We start from the raw sequence: 23,009 nt of genomic DNA on the forward strand, positions 1-23,009 counted from the left end.
AACAAAGGCTTTAAAGTTCAAGGAGAGAGCATGGACGCATCAATACGGAAAAATGGGTTTAAGAAACTTGCCCTAGGAACCGCAGCTTTGGTCGCTGTGTTTTGGTTTGTTTTGTGGTTGCAACGCCAAGGCTACTCACCGAATTCATTCGCGCTAATTGCGTTAGGCACTCCTGTTGCTATTGGACTTGTGGGCTTGCTCGAAATAACAGTAAACCGTCCATTCTCAGAGATGGAAGAATGGTGGAATAACCTCGAAGGTTGGCAGCGTGGAGTGCTTGGGCTGTTAGTCGTTATTGTTGCATTCGTCTTGCTTGCTTGCGGAATGGCAACAGCCGGCATCTTAGGCCTAATTTAACAAGACCATCAAATTTGTCACGGGCCTTCGGCCATCCACCAGACGCCCTTGTCAGGGCGCTGATTAGCTTCGCGTCATACGGCAAGGAGAAATCGTGGCCATATCTGAACCAGCAAGTCTTCTCGCCGGTTTTGTTCTTGCGCACTCAGCATGGAGTGTTTCAGATCTACCGCAAGGTGATCTACTCGTTCCTTTGGCTATTGTAGAAATTGGAGAGGAGCGAAAGCTGGTCCGTTTCGAAGCTAAAACACAGGAGCAAGCGATTGCGCAAGGCAAAGAGTTTATTGTCCAGCAACAATCGTCCGCATCTGCATGGGCCTTGGCATGGGAAGACCAGATGAACACGAGCACTGGAAAAGTTGACGTGCTCGTTATAGATGCCTGGGCCACGGGCATGGCTGAGCCTATTACATATATTCAGCCCTTCCAGCCATATGCATCTGGCTCATTCAAGCTGCTGGGACCAGCTGTGCCTGTCGTGGCGGGCTCAATCTTAAGCCCTGAGGCGTCGGAGCCATATCTAACAGTCCTTTACCGTGGAGTTTCTTCACATAGCAAAGCGACTAATCGGTGGAGCTCATGGCAATAGCCGTAAAATACTGGCGTTATTTGAGGTTCTAAATGCGAACGCTACTTTCCCTTTATGTATATGTCAGTCTATTGGCATTATCTGCCCAGTGCACAGCGGAAAACAGATACAGAGTTTATTTCCTTACAGAAAAGATCAATGACCAGATATTCATAGGCATTGGCGACGAATTTCAAAAATCGCTTGGCGAGCTCCCGATTGATAACGAGCACGCATACGATTTTGGGGTTTTTACTATCCTGAATACCGATGATATTGATCTTAAGGTCCGCGTTTACAGTTCAGAACAACGTAGAGTGCTGCGTGTACCTCAATATACACCTAATCAGACTTGTACAATTTCTGACTGCCAAGGCTTTCAATTTGTAAAAACTGAATCGCCACCTACTTCTACAAGTGACCCAAATGACCTTTGTAGGTTGCACGTAACATCCTGCGGCCGAGGCCCGGCTATAAGATGATCACATAAATATGCGTTCAACTACCGGGGACGGAACCTATATGTCCTAGCAGCGCTGCGCAAAGTCGGCTTTCTAGCGCCCTTGCCACTGGCCCCACCCTGCCGCGCATGTCTACAATGCCCGTGACCCCACACAACAACAGCGACATAAGGCTTTCTCGACAATGGCTTTCATTACCCACGGCAGTGGCGCCCTATGATCAAGCACTGGTTCGGTATTTTCCGCGCAGCGGTGCAGAACTGGCTTGATAGCCAGGCCTTTATTTATGCCGCTGCTCTGGCGTTCTTCACGGTGTTTTCCATCGCGCCGGTGCTGGTTGTGGTAGTGGCGCTGGTGGGGTTCGTGTTGGGGGAAAGCGCGGTGGAGGGTCAGCTGTTTGCGCAGCTTGAGGGCACCATCGGGCCTGAGGCCGCGGGTGTTATCCAGACGGCGGTGGCCAATTCGCAGATAGATCAGAGCGGCATATGGCCGGCGTTGATCGGTATTCTGGCCACCATCGTTGGCGCAACCACCGTATTCGGCAAGATGCAGCAGTCGCTGAACCAGATCTGGGGCGTGGCGCCGCGGCCGTCTCGTAACAACATCTGGCTATTGATCAAAAGCCGGCTGCTGTCGCTGACCCTAATTCTGGCGATCGGTTTTATTTTGCTGGTGTCGCTGACGCTATCTGTCGCCTTCAGCGCGGTGATGGCCTTTGCCGACAGCTGGCTGCCCGTTCCAGCACCGGCCATGGTGGTGATGGAGTTTTGCCTCTCACTGGCGCTGACTACCCTGCTGTTTGCATCGATGTTCAAGATCCTGCCCGATGTCCTGCTGTCGTGGCGCGATGTGCTGGTGGGCGCCTTCATCACCGCGATACTGTTCGCCGCCGGCCGCTCCCTGATTGCCCTGTACCTGGCCTACTCGGCGACAGCGTCGGCTTATGGCGCTGCTGGCTCGCTGGCGTTGTTGCTGTTGTGGGTGAACTATTCCTCGATGATCCTGTTGTTTGGTGCCGCCTTTACCCGCGCGCATCTGGAGGGCCGGGGCAAACAGGTGCGGCCCAAGCGCACCGCGGTGCGCGTGCAGCGCGAATTGATTGCCAAGGCGCCACAGGAATGACACGCCCTCCTCAGCCGCACAGGATTGCCCTTGGTGCTTGGCGGCACGCCATTTAGCAACCCATAGCGACCGAATCACGCGGGCTTATGCAGCCGGCGCAATCCCCTAACCTGCTCTCAACTCCCGTAAGTTACGCCTACAACAATAAAAGATGGAGTACACGCATGAAGAAAGGGATTCTCTCGATCCTGCTGGTGCTGGCGATCGCCTGCAGCGCTTTCTGGGTCACGGCGGACCAGGATATGCGCCGACTGGCGCTGAATCTGCCGACTAGCACCAACGTACTGTTCTGGACCAGCGAACAGCGCGACGCCGGCTTTCGGGCATTGGACCGCCTGCCGATTCTGAGCAAGTCACGGGTGATAGAGGCCGGAAGCGATGTCTACCCCCTGCCCAACGGCACACCGCTGGATGTCGGCGTGGATGTGGATGCTTTTATGACCTCCCAGCACGCTGCCGCTTTGGTCATTGTGCAGGACGGCAAGGTGCGACTGGAGAAGTACGGTCTGGACTTTGGTCCAGAAGGTCGCTGGACCAGTTTCTCGGTCGCCAAGTCGTTTACCTCGACGTTGGTCGGCGCCGCCATTCAGGATGGCTATATCAAAAGTATCGACGACATGGTGTCGGACTATATACCCGACCTCAAGGGGTCAGCCTACGACAACGTGACCATCCGGCAGCTTCTCACTATGACTTCGGGCGTCGCCTGGAATGAGGACTATGCCGACCCGGAATCCGACGTGGCGCGCTTCAACTCGCACACCGCTGAGCCCGGCGTCGACGTGACCGTGAGCTACATGCGCCAGCTCCCGGCCGAAGCCGAGCCCGGCACCAAGTGGGTGTACAAAACCGGCGAAACCAACCTGATTGGCGTGCTCGCCAGCTCCGCTGCCAACAAACCGCTGGCGGAATACCTGTCTGAGAAAATCTGGAAGCCCTTTGGCATGCAGCAGGACGCAACCTGGCTGCTCGGCTCCACCGGTCATGAAATCAGCGGCTGCTGTGTTCAGGCCGCCACCCGGGACTACGCCCGCTTTGGCCTGTTTATGCTGGCAGGCGGTATCGCCGGCGGCGAACAGGTGCTGCCTGATGGCTGGATTGAGCAGGCCACAACCAAGCAGGTGGATATTGGTCGCCCCGGTGCCGGATACGGCTACCAATGGTGGACACTGGATGACGGAGCCTACATTGCTCAGGGTATTTTCGGCCAGGGCATCTTTATTGATCCCAAGCGCCAGCTGGTAATCGCCTCCAACGGTAACTGGCCGCAAGCTACCGACATGCAAGGCGGCACCCAGAGCAAGGACCGTTTGGCTTTCTACCGCCAGGTACAGCAAGCCATCGACGCAGAGACGCCGTAGGGCGTGTCCAGCCGATGTTCCCGCGCTGGTCGCTGCTTTGCCAGCGACTCGGTGGAGACGCCTTTGGCTTACGCCACCCTACTACGCAGCGCCAGCCCACAGACGTTTCCGCCAGATACACAGACAAAAAAATCCCCGCATGAGCGGGGAATAAAGTGCAGCACACAAGCTTACGGGGTATTGCGAGGTTACTGAGCGGCCCACTCCAGGAAGGCATCACGGCTTTCCGGGCTCAGCATCAGGTAAATTTGCTTCAGGGTTGCCAGGGTCGATGCGTCATGCGGCAAGGTCTGGGCTGGCGCAGCAGCCTGCGACGGAGTCGGCACGGCCATCGGCATCTGGGCATTCTGCGGCGCCGCGCCAATCGGGGCGATGCCGTGGTCCTGGGTGGCAACCATGGTGCCGGAGCCGAACATTTCACCCAGCAAAGAGACATAGCGCGGACCTGGCTCGCTGGCAACGCGCTCACCGGTACGAGTGTTGACCGCGACGCCTTCGAAGTTGTCTTCCATTTCCTGAGCCTGCTTCAGGTTGCTCGGCTCATCGAATTCGAGGCGCCAAACCTCACCGGCCTGACCGTCGATGGTGAAGGTAGCACTGCGGGTACGAACGATTTCGTGGCTCAGACCGCCACCCACATCGTAGCCGTTTTCAAAGTACGCATTGATGCGGTATTTGCCCGGCTGCAGCTCCAGCTTGCGCAGGTTGTTGCCGACCATGCGGTTGGCTTCCGGCGCCGGCTGGCCGTTGATATTCAGGACCTCAAGGGTGTTGGGCATTTCAACAACCAGGACCTGCGAAGCAGGCTGTTCGGCGCCTGAGTACAGTTTTACGGGAGCCTGCTGGGCGCAAGCGGACAGCAGCGCGGCGGCGGCGAGACAGAGCAGTTGACGCATGGGGTATAACTCCTGGCACAAGTGAACATTGAGATCCGTTCGTGATCACACTTTATGACCACCTGGCGACGAGATTAAGACTGTAGAGTTTCACTTTAATGACAAAGCCGGACTGTTTTCGCAAACAGTCCGGCTTTGGGATGCTTCAATCCTGTCAGGTGACGGGATTAGAAGTCGTAACGCAGACCTACGGAGAAGCCAGTAGCGTCTTCACCAGCAGTGCCGGCCGGGTTGGCGGTACGCGCTTGGCTCCAGGGAGTCAGAGCAACGTTCTCGTCGTTATCGACCATGGCGTAGTTGGCGTATACACGGACAGACTTGTCCAGCTTGTGCTCGATACCCACAGCCAGCATGTCGCTGTCGAAGTTGTCGGCGTCAGCGTCGCGGGTCATCCACATGGCTTTCAGGGCAGTAGCAGAACCGACTTTCAGTTCGCCACCCAGGCCGTAGGTGTCAGAGGTCAGTGCGTCTTGCACAGCCTGAGTCACAGCCGGGTTGGTGTAATCAACAGTCTGGTAGAAACCAACCAGCTTGAAGCCGTCAGTGACCTTAAATGCTGCAGCAGCACGGATACCGTCGCGCTCGCCGCGGCCAGTGTCTTCGTCAGCAGATTCGTAAGCCAGAGCCGCTTCCAGCGCGTCGCCCGCGTAGTTCAGGGAGCCGCTGATCACGCTTTCATCGGTGTCGTCTTCGTTGACAGTGCCTTCTTGAACCGAGTAACCCAACTTGGCGAAGAAGCCGTTCATGTCCGGAGTGGTGTATTCCAGAGTGTTGTCATAACGCTCGTCAAAGCGGGCGTTACCAACACGGGTCAGGTTACGCATGTCGCCGACTTGGTCGCCGAACAGGTTAGCCGGACCGCGAGCGGCTTTGAAGGGGCTGTCGAAACGACCCATGCGAGCGGAGCCGAAACCGCCTTTCAGACCAACGAATGTGTCGCGGGTGTTGAAAGAGCTGCCGTTGTCGGTGCCGAAGTCGATCTGCTGCTCGATCTGGAAGAAGGCAGTCAGGTTCGGGTTGATCTCGTGGTCACCCTTGAAGCCCAGACGGGAAGAGTTGCTGGACAGGTTGGTTTCGGAGTAGTCCGCACCGTCATCCAGAAAATCGACGGATACGTGGGCGCGGCCGTAGATGCTTACATCGGCCATGGCGACTGCCGGAATGGCGGCAGCCAGTGCGGTTACGGCGAATCCAGCGAAGTGCTTGCGCAGAGTCATTGAGTCTTCCCTCAGTTATGTTTTGCGTTGACAGTGAAACAACACATTTGGGTTCGCCGGTTGGGGCGACGCCCGGTGTTGGAGGGAATACTGGCAGTGCCATATTTCAGATCAGTTGCGCGAACATGAACATTCAATGACAGAGGAACTTTTCGTCGGGACGCTTGATCGTCTCGGCGGGCAAGAAAAGCTTTGGTTGAAAATCAGAGAGATAGAGGTAACTTCGAGCGGTGCTTCGAGGACCCGTTCCAAGCCAGCTTGATCAAACGCTGGTAGCGCCTGCGGCGAGAATCCCGGCCTCGGCCCAGTCGCGAACCAGCTTGAGGCTGCCTGCGCGCAGGGCGTCATCCTCCGCTAGCCCGCAACGTTCAGCCAATGCAGGCAGGCGCTCGGCAAGGCTGCCGCCCAGATCACGCAGTGCGCAGGCCAACTGCCAGGCAAAGGGCGTCAGCTGCATGAAGCGCACGGCATCAATGCGATCACGCCAGGCCAGCAACACCGTCGGCTGGGCTGGTTGCAGCGGTTGCCGGTAGCCCTCACCTATCAGCTGCACCGGCCACTGATAGGCCAGCGGCCAGGCGACGTCAGACCAGATCAACGGCGTATTCAACTCGATTGCCGAGTCCGTTTCCGACGGAGGCTCCTGCTCGGCAATATCCAGCGCCAACTCGACCCATTCGTAATGTGCCAGCTCCAGCAAAAACGCCGGATCATCGGCCGCCGCGACATAGCCGCTCTGCAGCCACTGGATGAACTGCAGACCGATCTCATGAAAGTACGGAGACTCGCAGGCGTGACCGCTGACGAACTCAGCAGCGAGTTGCGCCCAGCGCGCTTGGGGGATCACCCGGTGCAGCACCGGGAAACTGCCGCGCAGAAAACCGGCGATGTTGTTATGTACCAGACGCTCATACACGGCAACCCGCTGCTCTGGCAGGTCAGCCGGTGGCGGCGCATCAGCGCGATGGCGCACGCGCTCGGTAAAGCGCAACTGCACAGCTTCAAAGACCGTGCTCATGCAGCTACCCTGCCGGTTTGCAGCGCGCGGATTCGTTGCAACTCTGGCAACAGCTCGCTCAGCGCGGGAATGTTGAAGTCTCGTTCCAGCAAGGTCGGCCGCACGCCGTGCAACCCATAGGTCTGTTCCAGCAGTTGCCAGACTGGGTCAGCCACCGCCGCGCCGTGGCTGTCGATCTTCAGTCCCGGCTCGGCGTCAAAGTGACCCGCCATATGCAGGTAGGCAACACGTTCTGAGGGCATTGCCTGAATAAACTCAAACGGATCACCACCGAGATTCACGCTGTTTACGTAGGCATTATTGACGTCTAACAGCAACTGGCAGTCCGCTTCCTCCAGCACCGCGCAAACAAACTCCGCCTCACTCATCTGCCCCGGCAACGTCAGGTAAGCCGAGACATTCTCGATAATCAAAGGACGTTGCAACGCATCCTCAACCTGATGAATGCGCCCGGCGATACGCCTGACATTCTCATCAGTAAAGGGCACAGGTAACAGATCGTAGAGCTGCGCATGATCGCCACAGGCGCTGAGGTGTTCACTGTAGGCGGCGACATTATGCTCATCAAGAAAACGCCGCACATCTGTAAGCAGACGCTGGCTCAAGGGCGCGCTGCCCGCTAGGTTGAGTGACAAGCCATGGCAGACCAGCGGGTAGCGTTCAGTCAGGGCGCGAAACCTGCGCCCCAACCGCCCGCCGACTCCGATCCAGTTTTCCGGGGCCAACTCAAGAAAGTCAGCGACGACAGACTCACTCTCCAGCAGTTCGGACAGCAGGCTGCGACGCAGCCCGAGCCCTGTGCCTGATGGAATGCCGGATCTGAACACCGTCATGGCTCAGCTGCCGCAGGTGCCTTCGCCACATTTGCCTTCGCGCTCACTCTTCTCCTCTTCGTCGCCGCAGGAACCCTCACCACACTTGCCTTCCATATCGTCGGCACCGTGATTGTCGGCAAGGCTGTAGCCGCTCTGCAGTTCCTGTACCGCAAACGGGTTCTCCGTTGCCTGCGCTGCGACACTGGCACCCAGCAAAGTTGCCCCCAGAGTGATTACGACAGTATTGATCTTGTTCATGCGTACTCTCCTGCGTTATTGGTCAAGCGAGCGCAGCGACATTGCCACCCTCTGGATACTAGACGAGCAACCAGACGCGCTGTTACAGCAGCAGGGAGAAATCGGGAATATTTTTCTGACAGAGACGGGAGATCAGTCTGCATCCTGCTGACGCTGGGCCTGCATCGCCTGCAGCAGCGCTTCCAGCTCAGGCACATCGGCGTCTGGCAGCTGGCGAATAACCCGCTGACTGACCCGTAGCTGGCGGATAAAGCGGCGACAGCGCACACACATCGCCAGATGCGCTCGCACGGCCAGCCGTTGTTTCAGGCTCAGTTCACCATCCAGCAGGTCACTGGACAGACCCACCAGCCCCTTGCAGCTCAACATTCGCCGGTCACCTCAAAATGCTCCAGGGTCGCAAATACGCTCAGTCGGGCACGATGCAGCAGCACCCGTACATTGGAGTGCGAGATGTCCAGAAGATTACAGATATCGGTCAATTCCAATCCCTGACGCTCGCGCAGCATCAGGACACTGCGTTGCAGTTCAGACAGTGAGTTGAGGGTGTGTTCGAGGCAATCACGCAAGGCCTGTTCGCCGAGCAGGGCTTCCGGAGAGTCGCTGTGCCACAGTGCCGGCTCCTGTGACCAATGACCGTCAGCAGCAAAGCGGCCATCGTCGATGGTCCCGTGCGGCCCGGTGATGTCATCAAGCAAGACTTCACGACGGTGTTTGCGCAGACGCGATTTGGCGGTATTGGCGGTGATGGTCAGCAGCCAGGTCTTGAGGCTTGAGCGTCCGGCGAATCCGTTGAGATTACGCACGACCGCGAGCCAACTTTCCTGCACCACTTCATCGCTATTGGAGATGCCGACAATGGCAGTCGCCACCGCTCGCATGGCGCCCTGATAGGTGGTCACCAGCTGACGGTAGGCGCTTTGATCGCCGGCGAGCAGGCGCTGGATCAGTTCCTGCTCGCCGGTCACGCGTATCAGCCCTTGCGAACGATAACGCTGCCGATGGAGTAACCGGCACCGAAGGAGCAGATCACGCCATGGCTGCCTACCGGCAGGTCTTCCTGATGCTGGTGGAAGGCAATGATGGAGCCGGCGGAGCTAGTGTTGGCGTACTTGTCGAGCACTACCGGTGCTTCTTCAACGCTCGGGTCGCGGCCAAGCAGCTTGCGGGCAATCAGCATGTTCATGTTCAGGTTAGCCTGATGCAGCCAGAAGCGCTTGATGTCTGTCACGCCCAGACCGGTCTCGGTCAGGTGCTCACCGATCAGGTCAGCCACCATAGGACACACGTCGCGGAACACCTTGCGGCCGTTCTGCATGAACAGCTTGTCGCGCGCGCCGATACCGGACTCGTCACAACGGTTGAGGAAGCCGAAGTTGTTGCGAATGTTGTTGGAGAACTTGGTCAGCAGCTTGGTGCCGAGGATCTCGTACGGATGTTCGCAAACGGCATCGTCAGCGCGCTCGACGACAACCGCGGTGCAGGCATCACCAAAGATGAAGTGGCTGTCACGGTCGCGGAAGCTCATATGGCCGGTGCAGACTTCCGGGTTCACCATCAGTACCGCACGGGCCTGGCCCAACGCAACGGTGTTGGCTGCGTTCTGGATACCGAAGGTGGCAGAGGAGCAGGCAACGTTCATGTCGAAGCCAAAGCCTTCGATCCCAAGCGCTTCCTGGACTTCGATCGACAACGCCGGATAGCCTCGTGGCAGGTTCGAACAGGCAACGATCACGCCGTCAATATCAGCCGGAGTGCGGCCAGCGGCCTCAAGCGCCTGATGGGCTGCCTTGACGGCCATTTCGCACAGCAGCGACTGCTCGTCATCGCTGCGCTCGGGAATGGAGGGAACCATACGGTCGACATCCAGGATGCCGCTCTTGTTAATGACGTAACGGGCCTTGATGCCAGAGGCCTTTTCGATGAACTCGGTACTGGAGCCAGCCAGCGGCTCGACGGTCCCGGCTTCGATTGCGGCAGCATTCTCGGTGTTGAATTTTTCTACGTAGGCATTGTAGCTAGCAACCAGCTCTTCGTTGCTGATGCTCTCGGATGGGGTAAACAAACCTGTTCCGCTGATCACGACTTTGTGCACGGTCGGTCCTCTTCTCGTGTTATGTACGCTGCGTCCTTAACGTCCGGTGCGTTACCGCAAGGAAACAGCTCTTGTGTGTGCGAATCCTGCCGACGCTGGGCCAGCCAGTCGGCAATCAGCGGGAAATGATCCTGCTCTGCCTGCGGATGGGTGAGCAGGTCGGTGTGCCCGTAGTGTCGTGAGCAACCCCGGCCCTTTTCCAGCAAGATTACCTGTGCATCATGTCTGCCCAGCTCGCGGGCAAACAGTCTGACGTCTTCTACGTGCCCCAACACGCGATCGCGATCACCGGCCAGATACAGGCTGGGGGGCCACGCCAGATTCTTCAAGGCGCTAGCATAGTCGAAACCATCGTCAAGATCACGCCATTCGCCGCGCTCCCAGGCCAGATTCGCGGCATGAATTGCGCAGGCTTCATCCTGACTACCCAGTCCCATGGCGCTGGCCGGGATCCGGCCCTTGAACCTGCCCATCAGTGAAGCCAGGGTGCCCCAGAGGGTCCGCCGGGCGAAACGAACCCAGCGACCACCCGCCTTCGCTCTGCGGCGCACGGCCAGTTGCACCAGGCCGCTGATCCGGCCAAGCAGCTGCGGCTCGCGGATCAGCGCACTGGCGAGCCAGACGCCACCCCAACCGTGGCTCAGGACAAACAGGTGTTGCGCCGGGTGACGCTCAAGCAAGGCGTTCAACAACGCCGGAATATCGTGCCGAATCAGGTCGCTCTGTTCGATCGGAGGCTGCTCGCCCAGCGCGGGCAGGCTGTCACCGTGGCCACGCAGGTCCGCGACATAGACGCAACAGCCCTGCTCGGCCAGAAAACCAGCCAAACCGCGCTGGGCTGCCAGATACAGTCGGCTGTCAGCCATCGCACCGTGCAACAGCAGTAGGACTGGCGCTGTGGTACTTTCACTGCCGAAGCACCGCAGCTGCAGTAGCCCACCGTTGTCACTCAACACCTGAATCTGTTCTGTTACCACGCTCACGTCCTTGCTCGTTGGCTGCCAGTCAGGCAGTGATTTCCCGCCACAGTTTCGCAAGCCGCTTGCTGGACACCGGCATGCGCGTACCCAGTTGCTGGGCAAACAGCGACACCCGATATTCCTCCAGCATCCAGCGCCACTCGTCCAGCCTCGGGTCCCAGCGGCCTTCGCGCTGGAAACGCTCGCTCAGCGCCTTGTACTGCTGCCAGAAACCCTGCAGCTCGTCGGTCCAGGCGCGATCACGCGGCACCTGCCCCGGCAGCTTGTCGAGCCGCTGCTCAATCGCACTGAGGTAACGCGGGTACTGGCTCAGCCATTCGCCCGGCACCTGTCGGGCAAAGCCCGGGAAGACCAGTTCAGACAGTTGCTCACGGACATCGTTCATGGCCAGCGCATGGGCCAGATCCACTTTGCCCTTGAAGCGCTTGCGCAAGCCGTGCCATTGCTTGAGGATCGCCAGCACCTGCTGTGCCAGCTGTTCACAGGCAGGCACCCAATCACCACGACCGGCCTCGATCAGGGCAGCAAGGGTTTCGGCATCACGCGGCAACGGTGCCCCAGCGGGCAAAAACACCCGATCGATCGCGCCCAGCAGTACATCGTCCGTCAGCTGCTTTTGCGTACCGAGGTCGCGATAGTAGATAGCGGCATCCTTGAGCGTGGTCAGCTTCTGGCGCAGATACCGCGCCTGCTCATTCAGCTGCGGGCTTTGCAGCAACAACCGCTGCACGCCAAGGCGATGTTCACGCAGGGCGACCTGTGGCACGTCAAATAGCTGCTCAACGACCTCCTCGCCCTGCTCCACCCAGGCTGGGTGGAAGTTGACCGCAATACCGGCCTGCTTGCGTACCAGGGTTTCCGGCAACGCATAAGTGCCGGGCATTTGCGCTGGGGCAGCGGATTTCTGCTCCGCCACCGGTGCTTCAGCTTGCAGCGGCAGGCCGTCGATCTGGGCGCACAGGGCGCTGTAATCACGGCCGGCGCAAATCGGCTTGCCTTCTGCGTCGACCACCTCGATACGCATGCGCAGATGATCCTCCAGCTCAACGTCCGCCCAGGCGTCGTCGTCCAGCCGTACGCCGGTCATCCGCGTCAGCTCGCGGCCGAGCGCCTGAGTCAGGCTGCCGTCGGCAAACGGCATGCGCTCCAGCGCGGCACGCACAAAGTCCGGCACCGGCACAAAGTTCTTGCGAATCGCCTTTGGCAAACCACGTACCAGCGCCACGCATTTGTCGAACAACAGCCCTGGCACCAGCCAGTCGAGCCGCTGCGGGTCGATACGACGCAGCAGCGAGGCAGGAATACGCACCGTCACGCCGTCTGCCGGATGGCCCGGCTCGAAGTGATAGCTGAGCGGCAAGGCCACACTCTCCCAACGCAGCAGATCCGGGTACAGATCGGCGCTGACATCATTGGCCTCGCGCTGCAGCAGGTCATCGCGGGTCATGTGCAGCAGCTTGGGATCGGTCTCGCTGCTGCGCTTGAGCCAGCGCTCGAAACTCGCCAGCTGGTAGATGTTCTCGGGGATGCGCTGATCAAAGAAGCGGTACAACGTCTCCTCGTCCACTACGATATCGCGCTTGCGTGCCTTGGCTTCCAGCTCATCCAACTGGCTGAGCAACTGCTGGTTGGCCTTGTTGAAGGCCGCGCGGCCATGCCACTCGCCCGCCACCAGCGCCTGGCGAATGAACAGTTCGCGCGAAATGACCGGATCAATCGGGCCGAAGTGCACCTTACGCTTTGGCACGATGATCAGGCCGTACAGGGAGACCTGCTCAAAGGCCACGACCTGACCGCGCTTCTTCTCCCAGTGCGGCTCGCTGTGACTGGTCTTGACCAGATGGGCTGCCAGCGGCTCGACCCACACCGGATCAATCTTCGCCGCCAGCCGACCATACAGACGGCGGGTTTCGGTCAGCTCGGCGACCATAACCCAGGCCGGCTTCTTCTTCGCAAGGCCCGAGGACGGATGCAGCAGGAAGCGGCGTTGCCGTGCGCCGAGATAATCGCCCTCTTCCGTCTTGTTGCCCAGGTGACTGAGCAGGCCTGCAAGCAGTGCCTTATGCACGGGCTCGCCGGAAGCCGGCTGCTTGTTTTCTTCCAGCCCCATGTCGCGGCAGGTGAGACGAATCTGCCGATGGGTTTCGCGCCATTCACGCAGGCGCAGATAGTTGAGGAAGTTGCGTCGGCACCAGCTGCGCAGCTGGCTTTGGGTCAGAGCCTGACGCTGGGCCTCAAAACCGTTCCACAGATTCAGGAAGGCGGCAAAATCGGAGCCCTCCTCGTTCCACTGGGCATGGGCCTGATCGGCTGCCTGCTGTTTTTCCAGCGGACGTTCGCGCGGGTCCTGCACAGCCAGCGCGCTGGCAATCACTGCCAGTTCGGCCAGACAGCCCTGACGAGCCCCTTCCAGCAACATGCGACCAATCCGCGGATCGACCGGCAGGCGCGCCAGCTGGCGACCAATGTCGGTCATTGCGCCACTGCGGTCGACCGCACCCAACTCCTGCAGCAAGGTAAAACCGTCGCTGATGGCCCGGCCATCCGGCGGTTCGATAAACGGGAAGTCTTCGATGCGGCCAAGACGCAGATGCAGCATCTGCAGGATCACCGACGCCAGATTGGTACGGCGAATCTCCGGGTCGGTAAACTCCGGGCGACCGAGGAAGTCCTCCTCGCTGAACAGCCGCACACAGATACCGGGCGCGACCCGGCCGCATCGCCCCTTGCGCTGGTTGGCACTGGCCTGCGAGACAGCCTCAACCGGCAGCCGCTGCACCTTGGAACGCGGGCTGTAGCGACTGATGCGCGCCTCACCCGGGTCAATCACATAGACAATGCCCGGCACCGTCAGCGAGGTTTCCGCCACGTTGGTTGCCAGCACCACACGCCGCCCGGCGTGGGAGGAAAAAATCTTCTGTTGCTCAGCGGCCGACAGGCGTGCGTACAACGGCAGAATCTCGGTGTGTTTCAGGTTGGCCTTGCGCAGGTACTCGGCGGTATCGCGAATCTCCCGCTCGCCCGGCAGAAACACCAACACATCCCCCGGCGCTTTACCCTGACTACGCTCGAATTGCTGAATCTCGGTCAGCGCAGCGACGATGCCCTGATCGATGCTCAGGTCTTCCTCGACCGTGTTGCCCTCTTCGTCCCGTTCGGCGCTGAGCGGCCGATACCAGACATCCACCGGGTAGGTACGACCGGACACTTCAATCACCGGCGCATTGCCGAAATGGGCCGAGAACCGCTCAAGATCGATGGTCGCCGAGGTGATGATCACCTTCAGATCGGGCCGCTTGGCCAGGATGGTCTTGAGGTAGCCCAGCAGAAAATCGATGTTGAGGCTGCGCTCGTGCGCCTCGTCGATGATCAGGGTGTCGTAGCGATTGAGGTAACGGTCGTTCTGGGTTTCAGCCAGCAGGATGCCGTCGGTCATCAGCTTGATCAGCGACCGCTCGGAGGTCTGATCGGTAAAGCGCACTTGATAGCCGACCAGTTCCCCCAACGGCGTGTTCAACTCTTCAGCAATGCGCGACGCCACGCTGCGCGCAGCCAGTCGCCGCGGCTGCGTATGACCAATCAAACCGTGGGTGCCGCGTCCCAGTTCAAGACAGATTTTCGGTAACTGGGTGGTTTTACCCGAGCCGGTTTCACCGGCGATCACCACGACCTGATTTTCAGCGATGGCTGCCTTGATCTGCTCGCGCTTGTCGGCAATCGGCAGTGCATCAGGATAGATGATTTTCGGGATCAGCCGGTTGCGCTCGTTGACCCGCTCACTTGAAGCCTCAAAACGCGCCAGCCAGGTTGCCGCAGCCTTGCCCTGATCGTCCTTGGGCAGGCGCTGAAACTGCTGCTGCAGGCGATGACGGTCACTGGCCATGACCTGGGAGAAATCGGGCGCATTGGAGTGCTTGGCTGACATGGTTGATCCTTGGCATTAAAAAACCCCGCCCGGCGATGCCGGGCGGGGCTCTATTGTCGCAAAATCAAGGCGACGGGTGCAGCTTAGTGACTGGCGAGTTTCTTCAGTTCCTCGTCACGCAGCTCGCGACGCAGAATCTTGCCGACGTTGGTGGTCGGCAGTGCATCGCGGAACTCGACGTGCTTCGGCACCTTGTAGGCAGTCAGACTGCTGCGCATATGGGCGATCACGTCTTTCTCGGTCAGGGTCGAGTCTGCGGATTTAACCAGGAACACCTTGATGGCTTCGCCCGACTTCTCGTCCGGCACACCGATGGCAGCACACTGCACCACGCCCGGCAGGGTCGCCATGACGTCTTCCAGCTCGTTCGGGTACACGTTGAAACCGGAGACCAGAATCATGTCTTTCTTGCGGTCCACAATGCGCAGGTAACCGTCTTCCTGAATGATCGCGATGTCACCGGTTTTCAGCCAGCCTTCGGCGTCCAGAATTTCATCGGTCGCATCCTGACGCTGCCAGTAGCCCTTCATCACCTGCGGCCCCTTGACGCACAGCTCGCCACGTTCGCCCAGCGGCAGTTCGTTGCCGTCTTCATCAATGACCTTGCACAGCGTGGACGGTACCGGAATACCAATGGTGCCCAGCTGAATGTTGCTGATCGGGTTTACGGTGGCAACCGGGCTGGTTTCGGTCATGCCAAAACCTTCGCAGATATCACAGCCGGTAACCTGCTTCCAGCGCTCGGCGGTAGCCAGCTGCAGCGCCATACCGCCAGACAGGGTGACCTTGAAGTTGCTGAAATCCAGAGCGCGGAATGCGGCATCGTTACAGAGAGCAACGAACAAGGTGTTAAGCCCAACGAAACCGGAAAACCGGAACTTGGACAGTTCCTTCACAAACGATGAGATATCACGCGGGTTGGTGATCAGCACGTTGTGGTTACCACTGACCATCATTGCCATGCAATGGAAGGTAAACGCATAGATGTGATACAGCGGCAGCGGGCAAATGACGATCTCTTCGCCGTCCACCATGTTCGAGCCCATCAGCGCCTTGGCCTGCAGCATGTTGGCGACCAGGTTGCGGTGGGTCAACATCGCCCCCTTGGCAACCCCGGTGGTGCCGCCGGTGTACTGCAGCACGGCAACATCACCACCAGCCGGATTAGCTTCAGTCAGGCTCAGGCTGCGGCCTTTGGCCATGGCGTCATTGAAGCGAACCATGCCCGGAATGTTGTAGGACGGCACCATCTTTTTGATGTACTTGACCGCCGCATTGATCAGCAGACGCTTGAGCGGTGGCAGCATGTCGCCCAGCTCGGTGACGATGACATGCTTAACGCCGGTTTTCGGCACCACTTCTTCCGCCATGTAGGCCATGTTGGCCAGGCACACCAGCGCCTTGGCGCCGGAGTCATTGAACTGGTGCTCCATTTCCCGCGGTGTGTACAGCGGGTTGGTGTTGACCACAACATAGCCAGCGCGCATGGCGCCGAATACAGCAATCGGGTACTGCAGTACGTTTGGCATCTGAATAGCGATGCGGTCGCCCGGCTGCAGGCCACTGTGTTTTTGCAGGTAGGCAGCAAAGTGACCTGAGAGGGTGTAAAGGTCACCGTAAGTCAGGGTTTTACCAAGGTTGGTAAAGGCAGGCTTGTTTGCGAAGCGCTGGCAGGAGTCTTTGAGGACGGCGAGAACGTTGGGGTACTGGTCGGGATCGATCTCGGAGGAAACACCCGCTGGATATTTGTCTTTCCAGAAATTTTCAAGCATATAGGCCCGCTCCTGAACTGGTATCGCTGCAGTCTTATAGTATGTTCGGTGTGTCTTTAGGTGCTTAAAGCACTCTTTTCATGACGCTCATCTGACGCCTCGCCGAGCGTCGAAATGACGCATCCGAGGGGCCAAAGAGCCCGAAGACTAGCAGCTTTTGTACAGGCAGACCAGCACCCTGAAATCGTACCCAGAGCGCTTGTGGCTTGACTTTGAAGGCCTTTCAGGGTGACTGGCGGGTCACCCTGAAAGGCTTCTGATCACTGGTCGCGCAGCTCGCGACGCAGAATCTTGCCAACCGCAGACATCGGCAGCGCATCACGCAGTTCGTAGTGTTTCGGAACCTTGTAACCAGTGAAGTTGGCGCGGCAATAGGCCTTGAGTTCATCAATTGTGAGGCTCTGGTCGCTGGCAACCACGAACAACTTGACCGCCTCACCGGACTTCTCGTCCTCCACTCCGATAGCGGCCACGTTGGCAACCTTCGGGTGCGCCGCGACCACGTCTTCGATCTCATTCGGGTACACGTTAAAGCCGGAGACGATGATCAGATCCTTGATCCGGTCAACAATTGATACAAACCCATCTTCATCGATGATTGCAACGTCACCGGTGCGGAACCAACCGTCGGCGTCGAGCACCTCTTCGGTCGCTTCCGGACGATTCCAGTAACCCTTCATCACCTGCGGCCCTTTCACACACAGCTCGCCGCGCTCACCGATACCGAGTTCATTACCGTCCTCATCGATCACTTTCAGCGCAGTGCCGGGCGCCGGCAGGCCCACGGAGCCAAGACGCGCCAAACCGTCGCCCGGGCTGGAGGTCACCACCGGAGAGCACTCGGTCAGACCGTACCCTTCGCCGATCAGGCAGCCGGTTTTCTTCTGCCAGCGCTCGGCAGTGGCCTTAACCAGCGCAGTGCCACCGGAGCCGGTGCTCTTCAGACGCGAAAAATCCAGTTTTTCAAACTCGGGATGGTCCATCAGCGCTACAAACAGCGTGTTCAACCCGACAATCGAGGAGAACTGCCACTTCTTGAGTTCGGCAACAAAGCCCGGGATATCCCGCGGGTTGGTGATCAGCACGTTATGGTGGCCGGCGATCATCATGCACATGCAGTTAACGGTAAACGCGAAGATGTGGTACAGCGGCAACGGCGCGATGATGACCTCACCGGCTTCGCCGTTGATCTTCTGGCCGTTGCTGTCGAGCTGCTGCATGTTGGCATACACCTGCTGCATGTTCGCCACCAGGTTGCCGTGGGTCAGCATCGCGCCCTTGGCCACGCCAGTGGTACCACCGGTGTATTGCAATACAGCCACATCGTCGAGGGTACGAACCACTGCCTTGGGACGTTGCCCCTTGCCACGCTTGAGCGCCGTTTTGAACGGCACCGCCTGCGGCAGCGAATAATCGGGGATCAGCTTCTTAACGTACTTGACCGCTGCGTTGACCAGCGTGCCTTTCATTCCGGGCAGCATGTCACCCATACGGGCTTCAAACAGGTACTTGATCTCGGTATCGGGCAGCACTTCCTGCACCAGATGTCCGAACATGTTCATGTAGATCAAGGCCTTGGCGCCGGAATCTTGAAACTGGTGACGCATTTCCCGTGCGGTATACATCGGGTTGGTATTGACGACCACCAGGCCGGCGCGAATGGCACCGAATACGGCAATCGGAAACTGCAGCACGTTAGGCATCTGCACCGCGATACGGTCGCCCGGCTGCAACGAGGTGTGCTGCTGGAGGTAGCTGGCAAACGCAGCAGACAGGCGATCCAGGTCAGCGTAAGTCAGGGTGACACCCATGTTGCTGAACGCGGAAAGCTTAGCGTGCTTCACACAGGCCTGATCAAACACATCAATAATCGAGCTGTACTCAGTCAGGTCGATATCGTTGGGAATCCCTGCCGGCCGCTTATCAGCCCAGAAGGACGCTTCCATTGTTACTCTCCTATTCCCCGGTGGTGCAGTTTCTTATATTAGGCGACGCCATTCATTGGCTTCGATTGAGCATTGAAGCTCAGAGTGCTGCTGTTAAAGTGGCTCAAAACTAACAGGGCTGAGCGTAAATACAAAATGCTGGAGTGTTTCATTTGGTTTGTGAATACCCCGCCTCCACCTCAAGCTTGCAAGACCGCAGCCAACAACAATAACAGCAACGACAGGGCCCACCGACAATGCCGTACACATCACTGACACTCTCTGCTACCGACGGCGCCAGCCTGAACCTGCACCATTAGCCATCTAGAACCCCGCCCCGTGCCAATGTAGTCATTTGCCACGGCATGGCCGAACACGGCGCTCGCTACCAGAACCTGGCCGAGCAGATGAACGCCGTCGGCCTGAATGTCTGGGCACTGGACCTACGAGGTCACGGCGCCAGCACCCCCGACCAGCCGCGCGGACAGCTCGCCGACGGCGCCGACTGGAACTCGCTGGTCGCCGACCTACTGCTGGTGATCGAACACGCACGTCAGGCAGCACCGACACTTCCACTGATTTTGCTCGGACACAGCATGGGCACCTTTGTGGTTCAGAGCCTACTGCTAGAGCACTCGGACCAGATCGACATTGCGGTACTCAGCGGCAGCAACGCCAACCCCGCAGCGCTATGCCGGATCGGTCGACAACTCGCCCGGCTGGAAAGCCTGCTGCGCGGCCCCGACGCGCCCGCCAGCACAATGAACACCCTGTCCTTTGGTCGTTTCAATCGCGCCTTCGGCGACGTCCGAACCGAGTTTGACTGGCTTAGCCGCGATCCACAGCAGGTGGATCTGTACGTCGCCGACCCGTTGTGCGGATTCATACTGAGCGGTCAATACTGGCAATGCCTGTTTGCTGCGCTGACGCACATCGCCAGCCCGGCTCGACTGAGTAGTATTCGCGCCAATCTGCCGGTTCTGATTCTGGGTGGAGACAGCGACCCGGTCAGCGCCGGTGGCGGTTTGGCCAAACTGCAACAACGCTTGCGCGCTGCCGGACTATCGCAGGTAGAATTGCGGCTTTACCCGGGCGCTCGCCACGAAGCCTTCAATGAAACCAATCGGGATGAGGTCATCTCCGACCTGCTTGACTGGCTGGACTCGCGCCTGACCACCCTACCGCAACGGAGCAGCAGCCATGCAGAAGCTTGAAAACCGCATCTACGACGAACTCAATGTTGGCGACAAAGCCAGCCTGGCCCATCAGGTACAGGAAAGTGATCTGCTACTGTTCGCCGCGGTTTCCGGAGACGTCAATCCGGTTCACCTTGACGAGGAATTTGCCGCAGCCACGCCGTTCAAGGGCCGCATCGCCCACGGCATGTTCTCGGGCGCACTGATCTCGGCGGCAATCGCCTGCGAACTGCCGGGACCGGGCAGCATCTACATCGGCCAGGAGCTGAGCTTCCTGCGTCCGGTACGCCTGGGTGACAACATCACCATTGAGCTGGAAGTGCTGGAAAAGCTGCCGAAGAACCGCGTAAAGATCGCCACCCGCGTGATTAATCAGGATGGCAAGCAGGTCGTGGATGGTGTTGCCACCGTGATGGCCCCGACCGAGAAGGTCAGCATCGACCGTCCGCAGGCTCCAGCGGTGCAGTTGGGCTGAGCGGCTGCGGCTTAGCCGCAGTCGCAGCTACAAGCGGCAAGCCTCAAGCTGCAATCTGCAAGCTAAAAACAAACCCGGCACTGTGCCGGGTTTTGTTTTGCGGGTAGAACGCAGGAGATCAGCACTGTAGGGCGGAGAAAACCAACGGCGTCTCCGCGTCTTAAGCAGCAAGCCCACAGAAGTCCGTAAGCAACAGCTAGCGGGATAAAAGCGGCGGAGACGCTGCGCTTACTCCGCCCTACGGCCCTCAGCCTCAAGCGCCCCCTGCAGGGACTGCTTGAGGCTTATAGCTTGCAGCTGCGGCGGCGAAGCCGCCGCCTACTTGCTGAGGTACTTCATCCCGTCTTCCAGCCCCTGCAGGGTCAGCGGGTACATCTTGTCCTCGACCAGCTCGCGAATCAGCTTGGTTGAAGACGTGTACTCCCACGCATCCTTGGGATACGGATTTATCCAGATGAGCTTCTTGTACTTTTCCATGAAGCGCTGAATCCAGACGTAGCCCGCCTCTTCGTTCCAGTGCTCTACGCTGCCGCCCGGCTGGGTGATTTCGTAGGGCGCCATGGCCGCGTCACCGACAAACACCACCTTGTAGTCCGGACCGTACTTGTGCAGCAGGTCCAGCGTCGAGGTGCGCTCGCTGGTGCGTCGCATGTTGTTCTTCCACACCGACTCGTAGACGCAGTTGTGGAAGTAGTAATACTCCAGGTGCTTGAACTCGGTACGGCAGGCGGAGAACAGCTCTTCGCACACCTTGATGTGCGCGTCCATCGAGCCGCCAATATCAAACAACAGCAACAGCTTGACCGCGTTACGCCGCTCCGGGCGCATCTGAATGTTCAGCAGACCCGCATCCTTGGCGGTGTGATCAATGGTGCCGTCGATATCCAGCTCGTCCGCAGCGCCCTGGCGCGCAAACTTGCGCAGCCGGCGCAAAGCGACCTTGATATTGCGCGTACCCAGCTCGATCTGATCATCCAGGTTCTTGTACTCGCGCTGATCCCAGACCTTGACCGCCTTGCCCTGGCGTTTGCCCGCGTCGCCGACACGAATACCCTCGGGATTGAAGCCGCCGGAACCAAAGGGACTGGTGCCCCCGGTACCGACCCACTTGTTGCCGCCCTCATGGCGCTCTTTCTGCTCTTCGAGGCGCTTTTTGAACTCCTCGATCAGCTTGTCGAGACCACCGAGGGTCTGGATCTTGGCCTTTTCTTCGTCAGTCAGCATGCGCTCGAATTCCTTACGCAGCCAATCATCCGGAATCATTGCCTCAATCAGTTGGTCGAGGTTTTCCAGCCCCTTGAAATAGGCACCGAAGGCACGGTCAAACTTGTCGAAGTGCCGCTCGTCCTTGACCATGACCGTGCGCGCTAGATAGTAGAACTCGTCCATATCGGCGAACACCACGTGGTGTTTCAGCGCATTGATCAGGTCGAGCAGCTCGCGTACCGACACCGGTACTTTCGCTGCCCGCATTTCATTGAACAGGCCCAGTAACATCGGGCACCCCCTGTGCAGGTTGTTGAAAAGCAGGCGAGGCGGCGCGCCTCAGGCTCATAGCCGGACAGACATGCCGCTCCCGCTGCGCAGTTGGACTTTCAACCGCCTGCTAGCGGTTCTGGCGACGCGTCATAAAGGCCAGGCGTTCCAGCAATTGGACATCCTGCTCGTTCTTGACCAGCGCGCCATACAGCGGCGGAATCGCCTTGGTCGGATCACGGTCACGCAGCACTGCCTCAGGAATCTGATCAGCCATCAGTAGCTTCAGCCAGTCAACCAGCTCGGAAGTAGACGGCTTCTTCTTGATACCCGGCACCTTGCGCACATCGAAGAAGATGTCCATGGCTTCGGACAGCAGCGTCTGTTCGATCTTCGGGAAATGCACTTCCACGATCTTCTTCATGGTCTCGCGATCAGGGAAGGCAATGTAGTGGAAGAAGCAGCGACGCAGGAAGGCGTCCGGCAGCTCTTTCTCGTTGTTGGAGGTAATGATGATGATCGGGCGCTGCTTGGCCTTGATGGTCTGGTTGGTTTCGTAAACGTAGAACTCCATCTTGTCGAGTTCCTGCAGCAGATCGTTCGGAAACTCGATATCGGCCTTGTCGATTTCGTCGATCAGCAGAATGGCGCGCTCTTCGGACTCAAACGCCTCCCACAGCTTGCCCTTCTTGATGTAGTTGGCAACGTCGTGAACCTTGTCGACGCCCAGCTGAGAGTCGCGCAGGCGGCTGACCGCGTCGTACTCGTACAGGCCCTGATGCGCCTTGGTGGTGGACTTGATGTGCCAGGTAATCAGCTTGGCGCCCATGGACTCGGCCAATTGCTCGGCCAGCATGGTTTTACCCGTGCCCGGTTCACCCTTGATCAGCAGCGGGCGCTCCAGGGTAATGGCAGCATTCACCGCCAGTTTAAGGTCGTCGGTGGCGACGTAGGACTGAGTACCTTCGAACTTCATCTGAGTGTTCCTTGGGCCGGAGCCCGGTGTAGTAAAGACCAGGCATTGCACGAAAAAATGATCGAGCACTATAACTTGCGACGATTTTCACTGTAAACGCGACATGGCACAACCAA

Annotated in this window: 19 protein-coding genes and 1 pseudogene; 6 read left to right on the forward strand and 14 right to left on the reverse strand. The window is 58.8% G+C overall.

The features are described from left to right. Positions 1 to 30: 30 nt before the first annotated feature. The 4 genes from C1949_RS16400 to C1949_RS16410 all read left to right on the forward strand — a co-directional run bounded on the left by C1949_RS16400 (position 31) and on the right by C1949_RS16410 (position 3,869). Positions 31 to 357, forward strand: a complete 327-nt coding sequence (locus tag C1949_RS16400; protein WP_104739535.1) for a hypothetical protein — start codon at positions 31 to 33, stop codon at positions 355 to 357. A 94-nt stretch (positions 358 to 451) separates the two neighbouring features. Beyond that, positions 452 to 946, forward strand: a complete 495-nt coding sequence (locus tag C1949_RS19295; RefSeq protein ID WP_146040342.1) for a hypothetical protein — start codon at positions 452 to 454, stop codon at positions 944 to 946. 656 nt (positions 947 to 1,602) lie between these two features. After that, on the forward strand, positions 1,603 to 2,508 hold the full coding sequence (locus C1949_RS16405; RefSeq protein WP_104739536.1) for a YihY/virulence factor BrkB family protein: 906 nt from the start codon (positions 1,603 to 1,605) through the stop codon (positions 2,506 to 2,508). 164 nt (positions 2,509 to 2,672) lie between these two features. After that, on the forward strand, positions 2,673 to 3,869 hold the full coding sequence (locus C1949_RS16410) for a serine hydrolase domain-containing protein (RefSeq protein WP_104739537.1): 1,197 nt from the start codon (positions 2,673 to 2,675) through the stop codon (positions 3,867 to 3,869). Positions 3,870 to 4,057: 188 nt separating this feature from the next. Here C1949_RS16410 and C1949_RS16415 read toward each other — a convergent pair whose 3' ends face one another. From C1949_RS16415 to C1949_RS16470, 12 genes are all read right to left on the reverse strand, one after another. After that, on the reverse strand, positions 4,058 to 4,765 hold the full coding sequence (locus tag C1949_RS16415; protein ID WP_104739538.1) for a DUF2057 family protein: 708 nt from the start codon (positions 4,763 to 4,765) through the stop codon (positions 4,058 to 4,060). A gap of 167 nt (positions 4,766 to 4,932) precedes the next feature. Further along, positions 4,933 to 5,982, reverse strand: coding sequence for a porin (locus C1949_RS16420; protein ID WP_104739539.1), 1,050 nt, complete (start codon positions 5,980 to 5,982; stop codon positions 4,933 to 4,935). A 262-nt stretch (positions 5,983 to 6,244) separates the two neighbouring features. Next, the gene (locus tag C1949_RS16425; protein WP_104739540.1) at positions 6,245 to 7,000 is read right to left on the reverse strand and encodes an HvfC family RiPP maturation protein; all 756 of its coding nucleotides are present in this window, start codon (positions 6,998 to 7,000) and stop codon (positions 6,245 to 6,247) included. After that, the gene (locus C1949_RS16430) at positions 6,997 to 7,833 is read right to left on the reverse strand and encodes an HvfB family MNIO-type RiPP peptide maturase (RefSeq protein WP_104739541.1); all 837 of its coding nucleotides are present in this window, start codon (positions 7,831 to 7,833) and stop codon (positions 6,997 to 6,999) included. Before C1949_RS16430 ends, C1949_RS16425 begins: the two co-directional genes overlap by 4 nt. A gap of 3 nt (positions 7,834 to 7,836) precedes the next feature. Then, positions 7,837 to 8,073: an HvfA family oxazolone/thioamide-modified RiPP metallophore gene (locus C1949_RS16435; protein WP_104739542.1), complete on the reverse strand. Its 237-nt coding sequence runs from the start codon at positions 8,071 to 8,073 to the stop codon at positions 7,837 to 7,839. Between the two features lie 132 nt (positions 8,074 to 8,205). Next, positions 8,206 to 8,442 (reverse strand): anti-sigma factor family protein, encoded by a 237-nt coding sequence (locus tag C1949_RS16440; protein ID WP_104739543.1) that lies wholly within the window; start codon positions 8,440 to 8,442, stop codon positions 8,206 to 8,208. Next, positions 8,436 to 9,041 carry an RNA polymerase sigma factor gene (locus C1949_RS16445; protein ID WP_104739544.1) on the reverse strand — a complete coding sequence of 202 codons (606 nt, stop codon included), beginning with the start codon at positions 9,039 to 9,041 and terminating at the stop codon, positions 8,436 to 8,438. Before C1949_RS16445 ends, C1949_RS16440 begins: the two co-directional genes overlap by 7 nt. 5 nt (positions 9,042 to 9,046) lie before the next feature. Then, complete coding sequence (locus tag C1949_RS16450) at positions 9,047 to 10,168, reverse strand: beta-ketoacyl-ACP synthase III (protein ID WP_104739545.1); 1,122 nt, start codon at positions 10,166 to 10,168, stop codon at positions 9,047 to 9,049. Continuing rightward, on the reverse strand, positions 10,153 to 11,151 hold the full coding sequence (locus C1949_RS16455; protein WP_146040343.1) for an alpha/beta fold hydrolase: 999 nt from the start codon (positions 11,149 to 11,151) through the stop codon (positions 10,153 to 10,155). Before C1949_RS16455 ends, C1949_RS16450 begins: the two co-directional genes overlap by 16 nt. A 22-nt stretch (positions 11,152 to 11,173) precedes the next feature. Next, complete coding sequence (gene hrpA / locus C1949_RS16460; RefSeq protein ID WP_104739547.1) at positions 11,174 to 15,073, reverse strand: ATP-dependent RNA helicase HrpA; 3,900 nt, start codon at positions 15,071 to 15,073, stop codon at positions 11,174 to 11,176. Between the two features lie 83 nt (positions 15,074 to 15,156). Beyond that, positions 15,157 to 16,845 carry a long-chain-fatty-acid--CoA ligase FadD1 gene (gene fadD1, locus C1949_RS16465; RefSeq protein ID WP_104739548.1) on the reverse strand — a complete coding sequence of 563 codons (1,689 nt, stop codon included), beginning with the start codon at positions 16,843 to 16,845 and terminating at the stop codon, positions 15,157 to 15,159. Between the two features lie 260 nt (positions 16,846 to 17,105). Continuing rightward, complete coding sequence (locus C1949_RS16470) at positions 17,106 to 18,791, reverse strand: long-chain-fatty-acid--CoA ligase (RefSeq protein WP_104739549.1); 1,686 nt, start codon at positions 18,789 to 18,791, stop codon at positions 17,106 to 17,108. Between the two features lie 323 nt (positions 18,792 to 19,114). On the opposite strand from C1949_RS16470, the pseudogene C1949_RS16475 reads away from it, so the two are divergent. Beyond that, positions 19,115 to 19,984 (forward strand): annotated as a pseudogene (locus tag C1949_RS16475) (lysophospholipase); the annotation flags it as partial. Further along, complete coding sequence (locus C1949_RS16480; RefSeq protein WP_104739550.1) at positions 19,971 to 20,441, forward strand: MaoC/PaaZ C-terminal domain-containing protein; 471 nt, start codon at positions 19,971 to 19,973, stop codon at positions 20,439 to 20,441. The pseudogene C1949_RS16475 and the gene C1949_RS16480, both read left to right, overlap by 14 nt. A gap of 318 nt (positions 20,442 to 20,759) precedes the next feature. Here the strand turns inward: C1949_RS16480 and C1949_RS16485 are convergent, their stop codons facing one another. Both C1949_RS16485 and C1949_RS16490 read right to left on the reverse strand, forming a co-directional pair. Continuing rightward, a complete protein-coding gene (locus C1949_RS16485; RefSeq protein WP_104739551.1) occupies positions 20,760 to 21,938 on the reverse strand; it encodes a vWA domain-containing protein in 1,179 nt (392 codons plus the stop codon). Positions 21,939 to 22,047: 109 nt separating this feature from the next. Further along, positions 22,048 to 22,893 carry an AAA family ATPase gene (locus C1949_RS16490; protein WP_104739552.1) on the reverse strand — a complete coding sequence of 282 codons (846 nt, stop codon included), beginning with the start codon at positions 22,891 to 22,893 and terminating at the stop codon, positions 22,048 to 22,050. Between the last annotated feature and the right edge of the window lie 116 nt (positions 22,894 to 23,009).

This window comes from Halopseudomonas oceani (assembly GCF_002903165.1).
Classification (GTDB): Bacteria; Pseudomonadota; Gammaproteobacteria; order Pseudomonadales; family Pseudomonadaceae; genus Halopseudomonas; species Halopseudomonas oceani.

What these genes read in the sequence shown, in the direction of transcription:
- C1949_RS16430 (WP_104739541.1), bottom strand. Translation starts at nt 7,833, where the DNA reads ATGACGGTGTTCAGATCCGGCATTCCATCAGGCACAGGGCTCGGGCTG.
- C1949_RS16410 (WP_104739537.1), top strand. Translation starts at nt 2,673, where the DNA reads ATGAAGAAAGGGATTCTCTCGATCCTGCTGGTGCTGGCGATCGCCTGC.
- C1949_RS16440 (WP_104739543.1), bottom strand. Translation starts at nt 8,442, where the DNA reads ATGTTGAGCTGCAAGGGGCTGGTGGGTCTGTCCAGTGACCTGCTGGAT.
- C1949_RS16415 (WP_104739538.1), bottom strand. Translation starts at nt 4,765, where the DNA reads ATGCGTCAACTGCTCTGTCTCGCCGCCGCCGCGCTGCTGTCCGCTTGC.
- C1949_RS16435 (WP_104739542.1), bottom strand. Translation starts at nt 8,073, where the DNA reads ATGAACAAGATCAATACTGTCGTAATCACTCTGGGGGCAACTTTGCTG.
- C1949_RS16485 (WP_104739551.1), bottom strand. Translation starts at nt 21,938, where the DNA reads ATGTTACTGGGCCTGTTCAATGAAATGCGGGCAGCGAAAGTACCGGTG.
- hrpA (WP_104739547.1), bottom strand. Translation starts at nt 15,073, where the DNA reads ATGTCAGCCAAGCACTCCAATGCGCCCGATTTCTCCCAGGTCATGGCC.
- fadD1 (WP_104739548.1), bottom strand. Translation starts at nt 16,845, where the DNA reads ATGCTTGAAAATTTCTGGAAAGACAAATATCCAGCGGGTGTTTCCTCC.
- C1949_RS16400 (WP_104739535.1), top strand. Translation starts at nt 31, where the DNA reads ATGGACGCATCAATACGGAAAAATGGGTTTAAGAAACTTGCCCTAGGA.
- C1949_RS16425 (WP_104739540.1), bottom strand. Translation starts at nt 7,000, where the DNA reads ATGAGCACGGTCTTTGAAGCTGTGCAGTTGCGCTTTACCGAGCGCGTG.
- C1949_RS16480 (WP_104739550.1), top strand. Translation starts at nt 19,971, where the DNA reads ATGCAGAAGCTTGAAAACCGCATCTACGACGAACTCAATGTTGGCGAC.
- C1949_RS16405 (WP_104739536.1), top strand. Translation starts at nt 1,603, where the DNA reads ATGATCAAGCACTGGTTCGGTATTTTCCGCGCAGCGGTGCAGAACTGG.
- C1949_RS16490 (WP_104739552.1), bottom strand. Translation starts at nt 22,893, where the DNA reads ATGAAGTTCGAAGGTACTCAGTCCTACGTCGCCACCGACGACCTTAAA.
- C1949_RS16470 (WP_104739549.1), bottom strand. Translation starts at nt 18,791, where the DNA reads ATGGAAGCGTCCTTCTGGGCTGATAAGCGGCCGGCAGGGATTCCCAAC.
- C1949_RS16420 (WP_104739539.1), bottom strand. Translation starts at nt 5,982, where the DNA reads ATGACTCTGCGCAAGCACTTCGCTGGATTCGCCGTAACCGCACTGGCT.